22 protein-coding genes are annotated in these 14,886 nt (G+C 30.2%); 13 read left to right on the top strand and 9 right to left on the bottom strand.

Translation table 11 applies throughout. The features are described 5' to 3' along the window. Positions 1–18: 18 nt before the first annotated feature. From MUA37_RS10035 to MUA37_RS10015, 5 genes are all read left to right on the top strand, one after another. On the top strand, positions 19–360 hold the full coding sequence (locus MUA37_RS10035) for a hypothetical protein (RefSeq protein WP_103388086.1): 342 nt from the start codon (positions 19–21) through the stop codon (positions 358–360). Positions 361–472: 112 nt separating this feature from the next. Then, positions 473–922, top strand: a complete 450-nt coding sequence (locus MUA37_RS10030) for a GNAT family N-acetyltransferase (protein WP_002510405.1) — start codon at positions 473–475, stop codon at positions 920–922. 119 nt (positions 923–1,041) lie between these two features. Then, complete coding sequence (locus MUA37_RS10025; RefSeq protein ID WP_002510406.1) at positions 1,042–1,407, top strand: DoxX family protein; 366 nt, start codon at positions 1,042–1,044, stop codon at positions 1,405–1,407. Positions 1,408–2,250: 843 nt separating this feature from the next. Beyond that, on the top strand, positions 2,251–3,525 hold the full coding sequence (locus MUA37_RS10020; RefSeq protein WP_002510407.1) for a cation:dicarboxylate symporter family transporter: 1,275 nt from the start codon (positions 2,251–2,253) through the stop codon (positions 3,523–3,525). Between the two features lie 119 nt (positions 3,526–3,644). Further along, the gene (locus tag MUA37_RS10015; protein WP_002510408.1) at positions 3,645–4,115 is read left to right on the top strand and encodes a GNAT family N-acetyltransferase; all 471 of its coding nucleotides are present in this window, start codon (positions 3,645–3,647) and stop codon (positions 4,113–4,115) included. A gap of 291 nt (positions 4,116–4,406) precedes the next feature. On the opposite strand, the gene MUA37_RS10010 is transcribed toward MUA37_RS10015, so the two are convergent. Further along, positions 4,407–4,556 (bottom strand): hypothetical protein, encoded by a 150-nt coding sequence (locus MUA37_RS10010; RefSeq protein ID WP_021459112.1) that lies wholly within the window; start codon positions 4,554–4,556, stop codon positions 4,407–4,409. A 590-nt stretch (positions 4,557–5,146) separates the two neighbouring features. On the opposite strand from MUA37_RS10010, the gene MUA37_RS10005 reads away from it, so the two are divergent. From MUA37_RS10005 to MUA37_RS09990, 4 genes are all read left to right on the top strand, one after another. After that, positions 5,147–5,959 (top strand): oxidoreductase, encoded by an 813-nt coding sequence (locus MUA37_RS10005; RefSeq protein WP_002510409.1) that lies wholly within the window; start codon positions 5,147–5,149, stop codon positions 5,957–5,959. 171 nt (positions 5,960–6,130) lie between these two features. Further along, on the top strand, positions 6,131–6,331 hold the full coding sequence (locus MUA37_RS10000; RefSeq protein ID WP_002510410.1) for a cold-shock protein: 201 nt from the start codon (positions 6,131–6,133) through the stop codon (positions 6,329–6,331). Positions 6,332–6,504: 173 nt separating this feature from the next. After that, on the top strand, positions 6,505–6,936 hold the full coding sequence (locus tag MUA37_RS09995) for a VOC family protein (protein ID WP_002510411.1): 432 nt from the start codon (positions 6,505–6,507) through the stop codon (positions 6,934–6,936). 424 nt (positions 6,937–7,360) lie between these two features. After that, positions 7,361–7,795: a GNAT family N-acetyltransferase gene (locus MUA37_RS09990; protein WP_103388093.1), complete on the top strand. Its 435-nt coding sequence runs from the start codon at positions 7,361–7,363 to the stop codon at positions 7,793–7,795. Positions 7,796–7,969: 174 nt separating this feature from the next. Here the strand turns inward: MUA37_RS09990 and MUA37_RS09985 are convergent, their stop codons facing one another. The 3 genes from MUA37_RS09985 to MUA37_RS09975 form a co-directional block, all read right to left on the bottom strand. Then, entirely contained in the window at positions 7,970–8,932 is a 963-nt protein-coding gene (locus MUA37_RS09985; RefSeq protein ID WP_142019779.1) for an arsenic resistance protein, read from the bottom strand. A 127-nt stretch (positions 8,933–9,059) separates the two neighbouring features. Beyond that, the gene (locus tag MUA37_RS09980) at positions 9,060–9,188 is read right to left on the bottom strand and encodes a hypothetical protein (protein WP_021459111.1); all 129 of its coding nucleotides are present in this window, start codon (positions 9,186–9,188) and stop codon (positions 9,060–9,062) included. A 379-nt stretch (positions 9,189–9,567) separates the two neighbouring features. Next, positions 9,568–9,816 (bottom strand): hypothetical protein, encoded by a 249-nt coding sequence (locus MUA37_RS09975; protein ID WP_002510414.1) that lies wholly within the window; start codon positions 9,814–9,816, stop codon positions 9,568–9,570. 180 nt (positions 9,817–9,996) lie between these two features. On the opposite strand from MUA37_RS09975, the gene MUA37_RS09970 reads away from it, so the two are divergent. Beyond that, the gene (locus MUA37_RS09970; RefSeq protein WP_002510415.1) at positions 9,997–10,206 is read left to right on the top strand and encodes a hypothetical protein; all 210 of its coding nucleotides are present in this window, start codon (positions 9,997–9,999) and stop codon (positions 10,204–10,206) included. 119 nt (positions 10,207–10,325) lie between these two features. Here MUA37_RS09970 and tsaT read toward each other — a convergent pair whose 3' ends face one another. Beyond that, a complete protein-coding gene (tsaT, locus tag MUA37_RS09965) occupies positions 10,326–10,517 on the bottom strand; it encodes a type II toxin-antitoxin system toxin TsaT (protein ID WP_369946162.1) in 192 nt (63 codons plus the stop codon). A gap of 183 nt (positions 10,518–10,700) precedes the next feature. Between tsaT and MUA37_RS09960 the strand changes: the two genes are divergently transcribed. The 3 genes from MUA37_RS09960 (at position 10,701) to MUA37_RS09950 (ending at position 11,903) form a co-directional block, all read left to right on the top strand. Beyond that, complete coding sequence (locus MUA37_RS09960; RefSeq protein WP_142019777.1) at positions 10,701–11,198, top strand: hypothetical protein; 498 nt, start codon at positions 10,701–10,703, stop codon at positions 11,196–11,198. A gap of 25 nt (positions 11,199–11,223) precedes the next feature. Beyond that, positions 11,224–11,430 carry a TM2 domain-containing protein gene (locus MUA37_RS09955; RefSeq protein WP_002510418.1) on the top strand — a complete coding sequence of 69 codons (207 nt, stop codon included), beginning with the start codon at positions 11,224–11,226 and terminating at the stop codon, positions 11,428–11,430. A gap of 263 nt (positions 11,431–11,693) precedes the next feature. Next, entirely contained in the window at positions 11,694–11,903 is a 210-nt protein-coding gene (locus tag MUA37_RS09950) for a YozE family protein (protein WP_002510419.1), read from the top strand. A 5-nt stretch (positions 11,904–11,908) separates the two neighbouring features. Here MUA37_RS09950 and MUA37_RS09945 read toward each other — a convergent pair whose 3' ends face one another. From MUA37_RS09945 to MUA37_RS09930, 4 genes are all read right to left on the bottom strand, one after another. Next, complete coding sequence (locus tag MUA37_RS09945) at positions 11,909–12,145, bottom strand: hypothetical protein (RefSeq protein WP_021459109.1); 237 nt, start codon at positions 12,143–12,145, stop codon at positions 11,909–11,911. Positions 12,146–12,352: 207 nt separating this feature from the next. Beyond that, positions 12,353–13,648 (bottom strand): CitMHS family transporter, encoded by a 1,296-nt coding sequence (locus MUA37_RS09940; protein WP_002510421.1) that lies wholly within the window; start codon positions 13,646–13,648, stop codon positions 12,353–12,355. A gap of 165 nt (positions 13,649–13,813) precedes the next feature. Continuing rightward, positions 13,814–14,077: a hypothetical protein gene (locus MUA37_RS09935; RefSeq protein ID WP_002510422.1), complete on the bottom strand. Its 264-nt coding sequence runs from the start codon at positions 14,075–14,077 to the stop codon at positions 13,814–13,816. A gap of 169 nt (positions 14,078–14,246) precedes the next feature. Beyond that, positions 14,247–14,771, bottom strand: a complete 525-nt coding sequence (locus MUA37_RS09930; RefSeq protein WP_107373879.1) for a GNAT family N-acetyltransferase — start codon at positions 14,769–14,771, stop codon at positions 14,247–14,249. Positions 14,772–14,886: the final 115 nt, after the last annotated feature.

Genomic DNA, 14,886 nt, shown 5'->3' with positions numbered 1-14,886 from the left:
TACAGAAAGGGGATAACTATGAAAAAAGTAAAATTAGTGGTAGGAACAAGTATTATAGCAGGAGCATTATTATTTAGTAATAATGTGGCTGATGGGTCACTTAATAAAGAAAAATTAACAGACGCTGCAGTTAAGACAGTTATTGAAAATACCAGTTATAAAGAAGGTGGCATAAATCATACTGAGAAAATAACAGATAAAGGTGATTTTTATGAGATTCCAGTTTACCAAACTAATGGTGTTGGTGGATTAAAAATTATAAAAATTAATAAAGAAAATGGTGCTATTCAATATGGAGATAATGATCTTAAAGATTTTGAATCAGCAGGTTCGTTAAATCTAGATAACTATGAAGATTAAAGGTGTTATGAGATTGATAAGGTAGAGGATTAAGTGTTAACTCTATTATTGTATGAGATAAATTTAATGAAACACCCTTAAACTTTGACATATTAAAAAGGGGTAGATTTGTGTGTTTGAAAAATTGAAATCTATAGATGATGCGCCATTTAATCTTTTATTATTAGCCGATCCATCTATGGATATGGTTTTAGAAAAGCTCAATAAAGGAGAATGTTTTCTTTATAAAGTGGAATCAGAAGTTATAGGTTGTTATGTATTGAATAGAGTTACAAGGAATAGAGTTGAACTTGTTAATATCGCTGTTAGTGAGAAAAACCAAGGATGTGGAATGGGTAAACAATTAATATTACATGCTTTCGACTATGCTAAAGAAAGTGGTTATAGTGAAATTGTGGTTGGTACAGGCAATTCTAGTATTGGACAAATCGCTTTTTATCAAAAAGCAGGGTTTAGAATGCTTGAGATAAATAAAGGTTTTTTTGAAAGACATTACAAGGAAAAAATTTATGAGAATGGAATTTTATGTAGAGATATGATTATGTTTTTGAAACAATTGTGAACGGATTTTAAGTTGTTAAATATAATACTGTTCGGGTTAGTAAACCAAATTGGTTTGATTAACTGGTGTGAGTCATCGTGTTACAATGAACTAAAAGTAATGTGAAGGGTGTTTTTAGAATGAAAATGGTATTTCGGTTGTTATATTCTTTGCTACTTATAATTGCAGGCATAGGGCACTTTACTAAAAAAGACGGCTTTGTAAGAACGGTTCCAGATATTTTGCCAGCTAAATCTTTTATCGTACAATTTACTGGAGTTCTCGAAGTTTTATTTAGTGTATTCTTGTGGATTAAAAAAGGTCAGGCAGTCACAAGTAAATTGTTAGCTACATTTATGATTGCGGTATTTCCTGCAAACGTCAATATGGCTATTAAAGAAATTCCATTTCAACCAGGTGCAAGTCCTAATAAAATAATTTTATGGTTAAGATTACCATTACAAATCCCATTAATAGTAGGTGCACTTAAATTAGGTAGAAAGTAAATTTCTGCAAAAATGCGATGGTTAATTAAAAATAGATGCTTGATAAAATAAACTGCAGCTCTCGACTTATATAGTTGAGAGCTGTTTATTGATGTTAGAGGTAAATTACCTTACTAAAAATGTAACTGATGTCAGTTTTACTGATAGCGTTTTAAACAAAATTGAAACTATAAAATATTATATAAAAAAGTGAAAATTTAACGTGTTATTATCATTTTGTTTGTGTAACAATAATATTTATTATATATTAGCAGTTCAGACATTAATTCTATCTATTTTCGGGGTAAGTATTACAGGTGCTTGCCCTTGTTTCAGGAACAATTTAATGTTGACTTACATATAATTCATTTTAAATAGAAAATTATAGTTTGAATTAATTAAAAATAATGTAAATTAGTGTTTTTATTTTACTATTCTGAATTTTATGATATTATACAGTTATATTTAGCTGATACATAGCAACTAAATAGACAATAATTTTTTGATTTTGTGCAGACGCCATTCTTATATTTAGAGTGGCGTTTTTATGATGATTTTCATGTATGGCTAAGAACTTCAATACATAATTTTGTACGTATTTATTAGCGGGTAAAAATGCTTAGCTTTCAATATAAAATAAGTAATGTTTTTATTAGTATAAATATGTAAAAAAATCAATAGATATTTTTAACAGACACTAAAATGTCAAAATTTAACATAGTTGTAATCAATTCAGAATTGCCAAAAATGTATTTATTATGATAAATTTAATTGATGTTAAAAACTGAGGGATGTATATTTATTGCATCTTTTGGTTTTTTCATTTTGTTTGTTATTTGTAAGCAAGAAAAAGGGGGTTAAATAGTGCGACTATTTAAGAAAATAAGTTTACCAATGCAAATAGTTATTGCTTTGGTACTTGGGGTTATTCTTGGCAGTATATTACATGGAAATAAGGACGTAATTAATTACATACAACCTATCGGAGATGTATTTATAAATTTAATTAAAATGATCGTTGTGCCGATTGTATTTTGTTCATTAGCATTATCTATTTCTAATGTTGGTGATACAAAAACGATTGGACGTTATGGTGGAAAGACTTTACTATATTTTGTTATTATGACAAGTTTTGCTATATTTATGGGACTTGTGTTTGGTAATTTATTTAAACCTGGTACAGGACTAAATCCAGATTTGTTACCTAAAGGTGATATTTCTAAATATGAAGAAACTGCGAAAGGTGCAGAAGAAACTACATATGGAAACCATCTAATCGATACAATTGTAAACATTATACCTACGAATATTTTTGATGCGCTTGCAACAGGAGAGTTATTACCTATAATTTTCTTCTCAGTATTCTTTGGTCTTGCTTTAGCTGCAATTGGCGAAAAAGCAGCTCCTGTAAAAGACTTTTTAGGCGGTGTATTAGAGGCAGTATTCTGGATGATTGGTAAAGTATTATTATTAGCGCCATTAGCTGTATTTGCATTTATTACAACAACAATCATTACATTTGGCTTATCAGCGCTAATTCCTTTATTCAAATTATGCCTAACTGTAGTAGTAGCTATGTTCTTCTTTATATTTGTAGTATTAGGCATTGTGTCTAGAATTTGTGGTGTTAAAATCACACAAATTATTAAATTATTGAAAAATGATTTAATGTTAGCATTTTCAACTGCAAGTTCTGAAGCTGTACTACCTACAGTTATGAGAAAAATGGAACGTTTCGGTGTGCCAAGAGATATCGCATCATTTGTATTGCCTACAGGTTATTCCTTTAACCTAGATGGTGCTGCTATGTATCAATCAATTGCAGCTCTATTCGTAGCGCAATTATATGGTGTAGATTTAAGCATACCAGAACAAATTATTTTAATGGTTACGTTAATGTTAACTTCAAAAGGTATGGCAGGTGTGCCTGGAGCTTCAATCGTTGTATTATTAACAACATTGGGTTCAGTAGGATTAAATCCTCAAGGCCTTGCACTAATTATTGGCGTAGACCGTATTTTAGAAATGTTACGTACTTGTGTAAATGTATTAGGTAACTCTGTAGCGTCTATCTATATTGCTAAGACTGAAGGCGTTTACGATAAAAAAGAAGGTCAAGAATATTTGAAAACGATTTAATTTAAGCTGTGAAAAAGACGACGAAAATGTCGTCTTTTTTTGTGTTAAACAGTTGATAATTGCTACTTTTTATAGTAAATTTATGTGCTGATATTTCTTTAAAAAAGGAGCAATTTAAAATGGAGATGAGAATCGCAAATAAAAATGATATAGAAACAATTATTGAATTAAGAAAAGCTCAATTATTAGATCAAGGTATGTTACCAACGGTCAATATTGATGATAATATGAAACAATATTTCGAAGAAGTGTTTGAGAAGGAACATATATATCAAATATTTTTAATAGATAATGGAGAAATTGTATCTACAGGCGCTGTGGTTATTCAACAAATTCCACCAGCATATGATAATTACACTGGTCAAGAAGGTTATATAACAAATGTATATACGAAACAAGCATATAGAGGTTTAGGACTAGGAAAGCAAGTTATCGACCAATTAATAAAGCAATGTAAGATGTTAGATGTTAACGTAGTGAACTTAAAAGCATCAAGTGATGGTGCGCATTTATATTCAAAAATTGGCTTTTTCAACAATCCTACGTCTATGACGCTAGAATTAGCTGAAGATGATCAACAAGCAAATTAAACGTAATAAATAACAAAGCATGTATCCGTAAATCAACAGTGCAGTTACGAATACATGCTTTTTCTCTTTTTTATATTTAATGTTATTCATGTAATGGTTTGATATAGAACAATAGGTGGTATGTGATTAACAACACCTATAGAGTAATAATAATAATTTATGATTCAATTTGCAGCGCCACTTAACTGTGGCTTTTTTATGTTGTTAGACCTATTATGGTACGAACAAAAACTGGTGTAACACTTTCGTACAACGAGTTACACCAGTTAAAATGATACGTGATTTATTAGACTAAAATTGATCATCTGAGCGATCTTCATCTGCCTCTTCGTGATCTACTCCTTCAAATTCGTCAAATTCTGTTGATGGATTAGCAACTAAAAAGCGAAATCCTAAAAAACTTAATATTGAGACAATACCAATTAATACGTACTTTTTCATAATTTTCCACCTTTGTTTTTAACAATAACTTATACAAAAGCTTTTAGCTCTATATCAATGTGAGGTTTTATTAATATATAAGACAATTTAGTAATGACTTGTTATAGAGTGTTATTTACAATATAACTTTTGGATAATTTATTATTTTATAATTTGTATTATACATTTGAGCTAGATATCGAACAATTATTTTAATGATTTATGTAAGCGATATAAATATGTATCGTAAGTACTATTATTCCACTGTGAAAGTAACATAAACATAATTCAGAATAATTCTCTATAAAAAACAGCTATTTTTATTAATAATTAAAATAGTAATTGTATTGTACCGTATATTTATTGATGTTGCTAGTGGATTTTGTAATTTTGTATTGCTGTAATGATCTTTACAATACTGTAATAAAGGAAGCTTAAAAATTAGTGGCACAAAGAATATAACTTGGGTGAGTTATAACATAATATTAAAATTATTTTACAGTAGGGTTATAATGCGACTGAATTATATGCAAATGCTATAATGCATCCATGAAAGATTTATTATTAAGTTATTAAAATGGGATGTAACAACTATAAAGGATGATTATAAAATGAAAGTAGTATTAATAACTGGTGCAAGTAGTGGTATAGGATTTGAAACTGCCAAATTACTTGCGCAAAAGGGGTATAAAGTTTATGGTGCTGCGCGTCGTGTCGAAGCGATGAAAGTATTAGAAAAATTCGGCGTCACACCAATTAAATTAGATGTTACAAATAATGACTCGATACACAATACGATTGATACATTAATTGAAAAAGAACATCGTATAGATGTGTTAATTAATAACGCAGGGTATGGTTCGTTTGGAGCAATTGAAGATGTAGAGGAAGAGGAAGCAAAAAGACAATTTGAAGTGAATCTATTTGCTGTTGCTAAGCTGATTAAATTAGTACTACCATATATGCGCCAACAACGTTACGGAAAGATTATCAATATTTCTTCAATGTCCGGAAAGATTCCAGCTTATTTAGGTGGTTGGTATAGTGCTACAAAGTATGCTTTAGAAGGATTTAGTGGTAGTTTACGGTTAGAAGTTTCTGATTTTGGAATAGACGTTGTACTTATAGAACCAGGTTCTGTTAAAACAGATTGGGCACTCATCTCTGCAGATAATTTAGAGCGTTCAGCACGTGGTGGCGCTTATGAAGTGACTGCGACAAAAATTGCTCAAGGTTTACGAAAACGATATGAGAAAGATATGATGTCTGATCCGGCAGTTATTGCAAAGTATATAGTGAAGTCAATTGAAAGTAAAAAAAGCAAAGCGCATTATCTAGTTGGATTTGCAGCAAAACCATTAGTTTTTTTACATGCTGTTTTACCAACTAAAATATTTGATGTGTTATTGAAAAAATTTAGTTAATTTTTCGAAAAGGTAAACAGTTGTTTGACATGTCCTACAAATACTGTATACTAAAGATAAGTAATTCGAGTTCGTTATATATGTATGTAGTTTTATTCGTAAGAATTTTACTCCTATGTGTTATTGAACGATTACAAATATTTTGTGCAAAAGCACAAGGAGGTATTTTTTATGAATAAAGGTACAGTAAAATGGTTTAACGCAGAAAAAGGATTTGGCTTCATCGAAAGAGAAGATGGTAACGATGTATTCGTACATTTCTCAGCTATTTCTGAAGAAGGTTACAAATCATTAGAAGAAGGACAAGCAGTAGAATTCGAAATCGTTAATGGCGACAGAGGCGACCAAGCTGCTAACGTTATTAAATTATAATTTAATAGCTTTTAAAACACTTATCTCCGGATAAGTGTTTTTTTGTGTTATGAGCTGGGTAAGTTATTTAACAGGATGACCATAAAACAAGAAAATTACATCATCCTTAATAGCAACATATTATGTATTTAAGTTAATAAAAATTTAATTCTATAGCTCTGGAGGACATTAATATGAGTTCATTAATACCGTATTTAACATTTGATAACACTAAAGAAGCCTTAGCATATTACGAAGCAGTTTTTGGTGCTACAGATATCCAACGTCTACCTGTAGATGCTAATCAAGCGAGCAATTTTGGTCTTGCAGAAACAGAAGCAGAAAATGCAACTATGCATGCTGAATTTAAAATTGCTGGTACTACTGTCTTAGCTTCAGATGCGTTTGGAGGGAATTCAAAGATTAATGATAGTATTGCTTTATTAATTGATTATGATCTTAATAATGAAGCGGATACGAGAGAAGTAGAAGCCTTATATGAACGTGTAAGTCAACATGAATCTATTGAGGTAGCCATGCCATTAGCAGAACAATTTTGGGGTGGTAAAATGGCTGTTTTTACTGACAAATACAATGTGAAATGGATGTTACATGGTCAACACTAATGCTACATTTGTATGTTGAATATGAAAAATATAATAAATAGTACATTTTAAATTTAAGTTAATAACAGAATAGAACAATCCTCGCAAAATAAAATTGCGAGGATTGTTCTATTCTGTTATTAGTCATTTTCTAAGTGAAACAGCATTGATTGAAGATTTAATCCGATTATTAGATAAATATGAGGGCACACGCTCAAATGATGCAATATGGTCAAAATTTACCATTCAAATTACGCACTTATTTGCTGCATATAATCTTAACCAACGTAATTACAGCAAGACAAAGATAATGTCATTGTACAGTTGGGATAGACTAGTGATAATAATGAACAAGATTTTGCTAAAACAATGAAATCAAACATGGAAAACTGCTAAACTTATATTAAGTTACCGCATGTTAAATTAACGAGATAGGGGAATAATGATGGAATTGCATGTAAAATCATATGAGATGTTATCAAAAGATGAACTATTTAATATTATATGTGAACGAATTAATGTTTTTGTAGTCGAACAACAATGCAGTTATCAAGAAGTAGATAGTATTGATAAACAAGCACTACATGTTTTTTATAAAAATGGGGAAACAATTGTTGCATATACACGAATATATAAACAAGATGACGCTGTACATTTTGGCCGTGTTTTGGTAAACCAACAATATCGAGGACAAGATATTGGTCGACAAATCGTCAGCCAAACAATCAATGAAATTAATATAAGGTATCCACAAGAAATAATTAAAATAGCGGGGCAAACTTATTTGAAAGCATTTTATACTTCGTTTGGTTTTCAAATCGTTTCAGAAGAATATTTAGAAGATGGTATACCACACTACGATATGGAATTAAAGCTATAATATGGCGTGGTTATTATGTCAATTATAACTAATACTGCGCTGTGCTATCTTAGTAAGTGACAAAGGTATACAACATTAACAAAGCATGTTTTCAATGCAAATTTTAAATGACATAAGCGTGGTATATAACATTAAAGCTATATGCCACGCTTATTTTAATGATCTATAATGACGTTAGTTAATCACTTTAGGGAACACTCGAATATAAACTAATTCGCCAATAAGTTCAATTATCGTCTGGGTAATGATAACCGTTGAGGTAATGAGCGCTATTTCACTCGGTAATGCTAAGGCAAGCGGTAATACTACAAGTGAATTTCGGGTACTCGTACTAAATGTCAAAGTACGTTGTTCAATAATAGATAAGCCAAAAAGTTTTCCAGTCAATAGTGCTAAAATAGGTGCGCATAATAAAAAACAGACGTAAATCGGAATTACTGTGAATACTATTTCTGCGGAAGCTAAAACTTTATTGATTTGAGAGCTGATAACTGCAATTAAAACCAATGACATCATAGGTACTGGAAGCCATGATGTTAGTTGTTGCGTACGAAGTATTAACGGTTGCCACTTACTAAAATATTGTAATAATATCGCTAAGCATAACGGTACCACTATGATGACTACGAAAGATGTGACAAAAGGTTCAAATACGATTAGCTCTTGCAAGGGGTAATCTAACATCAGTGTTAAGTATATAGGCAGTAATAACATTTGAACAATTAATAATATCGGCGTTGCTATAGTTATGAGTGAAGCATCTCCCTTACCAAGATGAGTAAATACAATGACATAATCAATACAAGGTGTAAGCAATACTAAATAAATACCTAGCTCTAGTGGTTTAGTTTCTATTTGAAATAGCTGGATTAAGATGAAAACTAGAATTGGAATTGCTACAAAATTAGTAAGTAGTAACACGCCAATGAATTTTGTATGGTTTAACGCTTGCTTTAATTTTGTAAAAGGAATTTGTGTAAACATAGAAAACATTAAAATGGCGAGCAATAACGTAATCCATGACTCCAATAGCTGGCCAATTTCGACAGAGCTTAAACCTAAAATAATTGCGATAATAATAGAAATAAAATAAATATAAATTTGGTTGTTTTCTAGTGAACCTTTAATGTGGTGCATAACTTTTCTGCTCCTCAATTTACTTAAATTAATCGTATCATACAAAGAAGTGCATAGCACAATTAATGTGCTATGCGCTTAAACCGTTCCAAAGTAAATATAGATTGATTAGGAGGCTAAAATAGTTCTATTTTTTGGCTTCAATATTGACTTTATTTTCGATTTTCCCTTCATTTTGTTCGTTTACATTTAACAACAGTGCGCGTACTACGATGAGACCAGTGACAATTAGTAGAATATGTTTTAAATATTTCATTGTTTTCACGTCCCTAATATAGTTATAACTGGATTTTATTCGTTAGTTAACTGTACCCGTTTCACTCAAGTTAAATGTCAAAGAAATAAAAAAGGTGAAGTAAGCAATTTAAGCTTACTTCACCAATGTTAATACTTAGATTAATTATGCAAATGCATCTACAATAGCTTTCACAACTTGGATAACACCATTAACAATTTCTGCCCAATTCATTTGTACAACCTCCTTTGTGTAACAATGTACTTATAGTATATGTGGAAGTTATACATTTTTGTGTTGCAGTCCCTATATTATAAAAAACAATGCTTAATTGTACGAAATTTAAAATTAGACAACAGTTAGGATGCGTAATTGAATGATGCACAACTTATTATTGGCATTATGCATCATTAATGGTGATCGTACGTTGTGCCAAATCATATGAGATATGTAATTCTGTACTATTATTTTCGAGTGTTATTTGTTGAATCTCGTTATTTTCTGTTGTGAAATGCAATTGATTTAATATACCAAATGCATACTCATTTATAGGGCTAACAATAGATAAAGAAGTTTTATCTTCTTGAATCATAAAGTGCTTGTTACTATTATTGATCACTTGCCATAAAGGATAATTTTGTAAATACATTTAGGTACAACCTTTCATTTTTTAGTGAATTATCATCAGTATAAAACATAATAATATAGAAGTGTGTAGTGTAAAAGTGCTAGTGACTGAAAAGTAGATATTTAGAACATGGTAGGTATTAAAATATTCAAAAAGGGAATAACACTATTAAACTATAGATTGCATTGAAAGGATGAAATCATGAATTTGGTAATTATATTTGTTTTAAGTTTGGTGTTTGCCATTTTGGCTACGTTACCATTTTTATTTGTTAATACACAGTTATATGAACATAAAAATCAATCTTCAGCTGATAGAAAAACAGAAAAGCGAAGTGCGGTTAAACGTTTTTGTTATCATTTTATATTAGCATTTATAATGTTAGTAATTTATCACTTTCTTACTGATTAATAGTTCTATTTACACTAGTACTTACAATATCGCTAAAACGTTATATTGATTGTGTAAAGACACTTTCTGACTAAGTTGTTGTTAGTGTCTTTACATTGTTATAGTTACTTACTAATGCTTTAAAATATAGTTAAAACAACACTGACTAAGATGCCTGCAATCCCTAAAAAGATTAGCATGACAGTTAAACCTAATAATGATTCTTGATATGCTTTCTTTTTTTTATAAAGAAATAAAGAAAGAATGCCGGATAATAAAAATATACAAGATAACCAAAATACTATTGCGAAATGTAAATTCAAGAGTGTCACCCCCCCTTAATTTTCCTTAAACTTTAAATAATTGTTAATTATAAGAATGATGATAATTGTATTATATTGATTTTAGCATTTATTTAGTAAGAGCAATAGATATTTTTACGATTAACTCTTGTCTACGTTTTAATTTACTAATAAAGGTGAATAATATAAGAAGCGGTGAATGGGGGAATGTCTATGCATAATACAATATCTGCCATCGAACATGATATTGAGCAGCTTGAATCAGCAAATTCTAATATATCTGATGAGGCGTTACAAGACATAGAACGACGTATTGTAGACCAAAAAACAAAAATTAGAGAATCACTGTCACCTAGCAAATCACGTGAAGCGGAGCGTTTGAATGAAATTGCAGGTAAAGTAAACAGCAATATTAGTAGTGCATTTGATAGATTTGATTCAGTAAAGCAATTAAAAGATTATTTGGAACCAATTTTTCAACGAGGAAAAATTGATACGACTTATGGTCGTGCGTTAGTATTGATTGAAGAAACTAAATTGATTGAATATGTAAAAGATTATTTTAATAAACCCGAAGATGATTATGAACTATGTCACTATATTGTATCTAAAGCAATAGAGTTGAGTGACAAGATTATGACAGATCAATATACGGCACTTTTAAAATTAGAATTACGCTTTTTTGATCAAAAGTTTGCTGGATTAAAATAATCTTTAAAAAGGAGGAAACGAAATAATGAATGAAGTTAACAAAGTGATTTATATTGTTTTAGCCTTATTTTTAGGCGGTTTTGGTGTTCATAAATTTTATGCTCGTAAAACGGGTATGGGGCTATTATATCTTGTGTTTTGTTGGACAGGGATTCCTCAAATTATAGCAATTATTGGCGGCATTTTAGCAATTTTCAAACCTGCTGACCAGCATGGCAATATTTTAGTATAAATTAAATATTGTAAATAAAAAAGATGGCAAACTTAGGAATTTTAAAAGTTTGTCATCTTTTTTATTTACAAAAAGTTAAAAAAATTATAAAAATTTAACATTTGTTGTTAAACATTGACATAGCTCGAATTCCAAGCTATATAGACGTTGTATAAATCAAAGTGACGTGTAGACAAAACTTTGAAATTTGATATGATTAAAAAAAAGGCATTACACACATAATGAAAGCGCTATTAAAATATATAAAGTCGAGGTTGATGCTTATGACATTTTATGATTTTGTTATTAGTTTTATTGAAGATGATACACCATTAGGTAGTCTAGCCAATAATGTACGACGTGACAAAGACTTTCCTAAAAATGAAACGTGCCATGCGACTTTACGTACTTACTTCCATAATCACTACATTGATCATGAGATGTTAGAGTCTGCAAACAGAGCATTAAGTTTATATCGCTTAAATTATAAGTGATTATTCTAACTTGTGTAATACCAATTCTGTGTTTTTAATGCATCCAAAATATCTTTAGTTTTGAAATTAATTTCATTATTTCTAATTGAAAAAGGTTCAATAATATCTTGAGCCAACCACGTTTGTATTAGTTCATGTGGTAATCCATCCAATTGCATTTCGCTTTCACTTACAATAAAACATTCCCAATCAAGTGAAAGTTGTGAAGGATTAACATAATTACATCCATTAAGTTGATTCATTTCCAAACACTCCTTAATATTGTAAATCCGACGTTAAGTTTTACCCACAATGTAAGAGTATAAAACGAAATTTTGCTCAATTTGTTGAAATTATACAAGATAAATATGTGTGATAGTAGCCACAAATTATTGTTTATATGCATAAAAATATGACGTAATATCATGTCGATACTACGTCATATTTTTGTTTTTAAAAATCAAACGTTGTTACCAAGGTATAATTCCGAATAGACAAGCTATTAAAATCATGAAGAGGCTAGAGCCAATAGCCCACTTAATAACAATACGTTGGTTAGTTCCATATTCTATGTCTAACATACCAACTAGTAAATAACCAGCTGCATATAATGGACTTAAAACGTGTAATGGCTGACCTAAAACAGATGCTCTGGCCATTGCTACTTTTGAAATACCGAATTGTTCTGCTGATTCTGCAAGAATTGGCAAAATACCATAATAGAATGGATCATTAGCCATAAAGTAAGTAAATGGACCACTTAAAATTGCAGTTATCAATGCGAAATGATTACCCATTGCATCTGGAATAATATGTACTAAGGCAGTTGCCATTTCATCTACCATTTTAGTTCCATCCATGATACCTGTAAAAATACCAGAAGCAAATACTAAACTAATAACAGCTAATACGTCACCCGCGTGTTTTTTCACTACAGAATTTTGAATGCTTAAGTTAGGATAGTTAATTAAAATTGCAACACCAAACCAGACCATGAAAAGTGCTGGTATAGGTAGTAATTCCATTACTAAACAAACGATTAATGACACTGTTAAAAAGGCATTAGGTATAAGCATTTTAGGTCGTTTAAGTAAACTTTCTTCTTTAGTTTCTTCTTTTTTAACATCTTCTATATCTATATCAGTTGCAGTAGTAATATGTCTTTTTGATCGTTTACCTAAAATATAAGCTACTACAAAAGCAAAAAGAATACCCGCTGCCATAGCTGGCATAATAGGAATAAAGACGTCTTCAGTACTTAAATGTAATGCGGAAATTGCACGTGCAGTTGGACCACCCCAAGGTAACATGTTCATTACACCAATTGACAGTAACGCTAGCGTGGATAAAACATATAAACTCATGCCAATTTTTTTATAAAGTGGCATCATCGCTGTAACTGTAATGATGAATGTAGTTGTACCGTCACCATCTAATGCTACTAGTGAGGCTAGTATAACTGTACCAATTGCTATTTTGACTGGGTCTCCTTTAACTATTTTTATAATTTGATTGATGACCGGTTCGAATAATCCAGCGTCAATCATGACACCAAAGTATAAAATTGCAAATGTTAACATAATTCCTGTCGGTGCAACTGTTTCTATCCCCTCTAACATATATTTCCCTAAACCGGCGTAAAATCCACCGATTAAAGCGAAAACAGTTGGCACGATAATTAATGCTATTAATGCTGACATTTTTCTTGTCATTATTAATACCATAAAGACAATAATCATAATGAATCCTAATAATGCTAAATTCATAGTATTAAATTCCCCCCCTTATTCAAATAATTATAGCGCTTTCAATTCATTAAAGACAATAAATACATAAATTTCATAATAAAATTTTATTATGAATCAATATAAGAAAAAACAATAGTTTTATTGATGTTAAAGTCGTCAATAAAACTATTGTTTATGTAAGGATTAAATAAAATTAAGTACGAACGTTTTAATTACGGGAATCCCAGATAAAATTATAGCAATACAAGTCACTATAAGTGCAAAGATATTGGCAATACGATCTCCTTGTAATAGGGCGTAAATATTAAATAGTAAAACCCCGACTAAAAATAGTCCGGCAGCAATTACAATTGCTGTGCTGTCATAAATAGTGCTTAAAATGATAATTGGTATAGTTAATGTGATAAGTGACAACAATAAAGAGAATAGAGTTGTTGTGAATTTCAAATTATGCCACCTCCCAGAATGTTAGGTATTTATAGTATATTAATTTACCACTTAGTACGTAATAAAAATAATATGTTGTTATTTTATGTATTGCAAGTCATTTTTATTATTAAAATAAAAAGTATGAACCACAAGGCATGTGCTGTCCATACTTACCATAAAAATATTTTTATAACATTGTGCCATCTAAGTAGTATATGAGCCAATGTTGATCGATATATTTGTCATGATATTTACGTGCATGTTGTTCAACTGCTAACACATCAAAGTCTAAATCACTAAAGAATACCTTAGCTGTAATATTATTAGAAGCAACTGAAGCAATAACTATCTCTATATTTTTTTCTTCACAAGTATTAAAAATATAGTTTATGAGGAGTGCGGCATTTTCTTTACGTTCTTCTGCATTAATACCTGTAACGCACATGTTTTCCAAATAAGCTTTATGTGCGAGACCATGTATTGGGAAGTGTGCCATTGTACTGACTGCTATTAAAGATTGATTTGAAAACAATCCAAATACGATATAGTTTTTATTTTGAGGTGATAACGTTGTTTTTAAATAGGGGGCTGTAACAATTTCATTATCATAAATGCCCCAAATAAATGCATTGCTCTTATTGTGCAAAGCTTGCAATAAAAATTGTTGATATAAATCAATATCGTTAATAGATAAAATGCGTGTATGCAACATTGAATTCCTCCTTTAATAAAACTTTGTGAACAATCGTAATTTTTTGAAGATATTACATTAATAGTAAATGATTGTGTAAGCGTTGGCAATATTATTTATAAATAAATATAAAAAA

The organism is Staphylococcus arlettae, from assembly GCF_025560845.1.
Lineage (GTDB): Bacteria > Bacillota > Bacilli > Staphylococcales > Staphylococcaceae > Staphylococcus > Staphylococcus arlettae.
The sequence above is the reverse complement of the archived record's forward strand: the minus strand, read 5'-3'. Positions and strand labels throughout refer to the sequence as shown.

Excerpts from the sequence above, each read along its gene's own strand:
- MUA37_RS10035 (WP_103388086.1), top strand. The coding sequence starts at position 19 with ATGAAAAAAGTAAAATTAGTGGTAGGAACAAGTATTATAGCAGGAGCA.
- MUA37_RS10025 (WP_002510406.1), top strand. The coding sequence starts at position 1,042 with ATGAAAATGGTATTTCGGTTGTTATATTCTTTGCTACTTATAATTGCA.
- MUA37_RS10015 (WP_002510408.1), top strand. The coding sequence starts at position 3,645 with ATGGAGATGAGAATCGCAAATAAAAATGATATAGAAACAATTATTGAA.
- MUA37_RS10010 (WP_021459112.1), bottom strand. The coding sequence starts at position 4,556 with ATGAAAAAGTACGTATTAATTGGTATTGTCTCAATATTAAGTTTTTTA.
- MUA37_RS10005 (WP_002510409.1), top strand. The coding sequence starts at position 5,147 with ATGAAAGTAGTATTAATAACTGGTGCAAGTAGTGGTATAGGATTTGAA.
- MUA37_RS10000 (WP_002510410.1), top strand. The coding sequence starts at position 6,131 with ATGAATAAAGGTACAGTAAAATGGTTTAACGCAGAAAAAGGATTTGGC.
- MUA37_RS09995 (WP_002510411.1), top strand. The coding sequence starts at position 6,505 with ATGAGTTCATTAATACCGTATTTAACATTTGATAACACTAAAGAAGCC.
- MUA37_RS09990 (WP_103388093.1), top strand. The coding sequence starts at position 7,361 with ATGGAATTGCATGTAAAATCATATGAGATGTTATCAAAAGATGAACTA.
- MUA37_RS09985 (WP_142019779.1), bottom strand. The coding sequence starts at position 8,932 with ATGCACCACATTAAAGGTTCACTAGAAAACAACCAAATTTATATTTAT.
- MUA37_RS09980 (WP_021459111.1), bottom strand. The coding sequence starts at position 9,188 with ATGAAATATTTAAAACATATTCTACTAATTGTCACTGGTCTCATCGTA.
- MUA37_RS09975 (WP_002510414.1), bottom strand. The coding sequence starts at position 9,816 with ATGTATTTACAAAATTATCCTTTATGGCAAGTGATCAATAATAGTAAC.
- MUA37_RS09970 (WP_002510415.1), top strand. The coding sequence starts at position 9,997 with ATGAATTTGGTAATTATATTTGTTTTAAGTTTGGTGTTTGCCATTTTG.
- MUA37_RS09960 (WP_142019777.1), top strand. The coding sequence starts at position 10,701 with ATGCATAATACAATATCTGCCATCGAACATGATATTGAGCAGCTTGAA.
- MUA37_RS09955 (WP_002510418.1), top strand. The coding sequence starts at position 11,224 with ATGAATGAAGTTAACAAAGTGATTTATATTGTTTTAGCCTTATTTTTA.
- MUA37_RS09950 (WP_002510419.1), top strand. The coding sequence starts at position 11,694 with ATGACATTTTATGATTTTGTTATTAGTTTTATTGAAGATGATACACCA.
- MUA37_RS09945 (WP_021459109.1), bottom strand. The coding sequence starts at position 12,145 with ATGAATCAACTTAATGGATGTAATTATGTTAATCCTTCACAACTTTCA.
- MUA37_RS09940 (WP_002510421.1), bottom strand. The coding sequence starts at position 13,648 with ATGAATTTAGCATTATTAGGATTCATTATGATTATTGTCTTTATGGTA.
- MUA37_RS09930 (WP_107373879.1), bottom strand. The coding sequence starts at position 14,771 with ATGTTGCATACACGCATTTTATCTATTAACGATATTGATTTATATCAA.